The 1114-nt window shown below is 43.2% G+C and carries 3 protein-coding genes; 1 reads left to right on the top strand and 2 read right to left on the bottom strand.

What is annotated here, in order from left to right; genetic code table 11:
• Positions 1 to 233 (top strand): hypothetical protein (locus AC6EJC_RS26790; protein ID WP_444956517.1); only part of this gene is annotated, 233 nt, incomplete at its 5' end.
• Positions 234 to 356: 123 nt separating this feature from the next.
• Here the strand turns inward: AC6EJC_RS26790 and AC6EJC_RS26785 are convergent.
• Entirely contained in the window at positions 357 to 614 is a 258-nt protein-coding gene (locus AC6EJC_RS26785; protein ID WP_134910491.1) for a YciI family protein, read from the bottom strand.
• Positions 615 to 890: 276 nt separating this feature from the next.
• Positions 891 to 1114, bottom strand: a 224-nt coding sequence (locus AC6EJC_RS26780; protein ID WP_444956516.1) for an OsmC family protein, incomplete at its 5' end; no start/stop codon positions are given.

The following is a 1114-nucleotide window of genomic DNA, read 5'->3' as shown; positions in this document are numbered from 1 at the left end:
GACCTATCTTAATTGAATCCTCGCTTGTCCTTTATGACTTTTTAGGCGGGATCGCACACCCTTCATCAGTACATAGTCCTTCACTAGAGGTTTCATCAGAAAGAATTTCAAACTTAGCTGCCGGATGCTCTTCTTCCCAAACTTTCTCCACCCTGCCCATCCGAAACCTTGGGTTGCCGGATGTCTGCTTCGGCTACGGCACTTTAAAGGGTAAAGTTACCCGGTGGATTTGAACCACCTAATGATGCGACTGTGAGGTGCACCCAAAAAAGAGGCTCCCTATACTGGGGGCCTCTTGATATTATAGTAGCGTTGATGGCTTTTTAACGAAACCTAAAAGAGAAATGTATATTCATTTATACCATTTTCCACTCATGAAGTTCCAAGCGAAGCGCTTTTTCCGACACATACGGGTCTTTTTCAACCATCGCCTGTGCCTCTTCCAATGAATCTGCAACGTAAATGACTAGACCGCCGGCCCCATCAACAAAAGGTCCCATGGCATAAATTTTCCCCTGTTCCTTCATTTTGTTCAAAAATTCCAGGTGCTTAGGATGTAACTCTTGTCTTTTTCCCGGGTCAACTATGTGCAAGATTGCTGCGTAATGTGCCATTGTACCACTCCTTAAGTGAATGAAAAATAGATTACCAATTCTATGAAGCCTTTATATTCTTAATAGCACGAATCTTTTGAATTAGTACACAATTTCGTGATCTTCACGTTTTTCATACAGTGAGGCCACTGGCTCGATAGTCCGTGATGCGCTCCGTCCATTACTGCTGGTGTCGTTCTGCTTTGGTCATCTGGCAAATCTCCTTGAGTTAAGATATGCCTATGATCTCATGACTGGTGTTGGGGTTACAGGTGTACTGGGTTTGACGCTTACGTTTTAACTGTGGCGTGTATACTCCGAAGTCACTTTAACGTTTCTTTCAATGGTGTTTCTCACAGGTGATATTTCTATGGCTTTTGCAATCAACTTTTCAACCTGCGCTTCATCTGCGTCACTGTCCACATTGAAACGAACGTTTATTTCATCAAAGCCAGAATTCCCCTCTTTTAAGCCAAAGAAAACGTTCAGATCTATTTCGCCAGTAACATCAACGTCCAACG

It is taken from the genome of Paenibacillus sp. TY11 (assembly GCF_059772165.1).
The sequence above is the reverse complement of the archived record's forward strand: the minus strand, read 5'-3'. Positions and strand labels throughout refer to the sequence as shown.

What these genes read in the sequence shown, in the direction of transcription:
- AC6EJC_RS26785 (WP_134910491.1), bottom strand. Translation starts at nt 614, where the DNA reads ATGGCACATTACGCAGCAATCTTGCACATAGTTGACCCGGGAAAAAGA.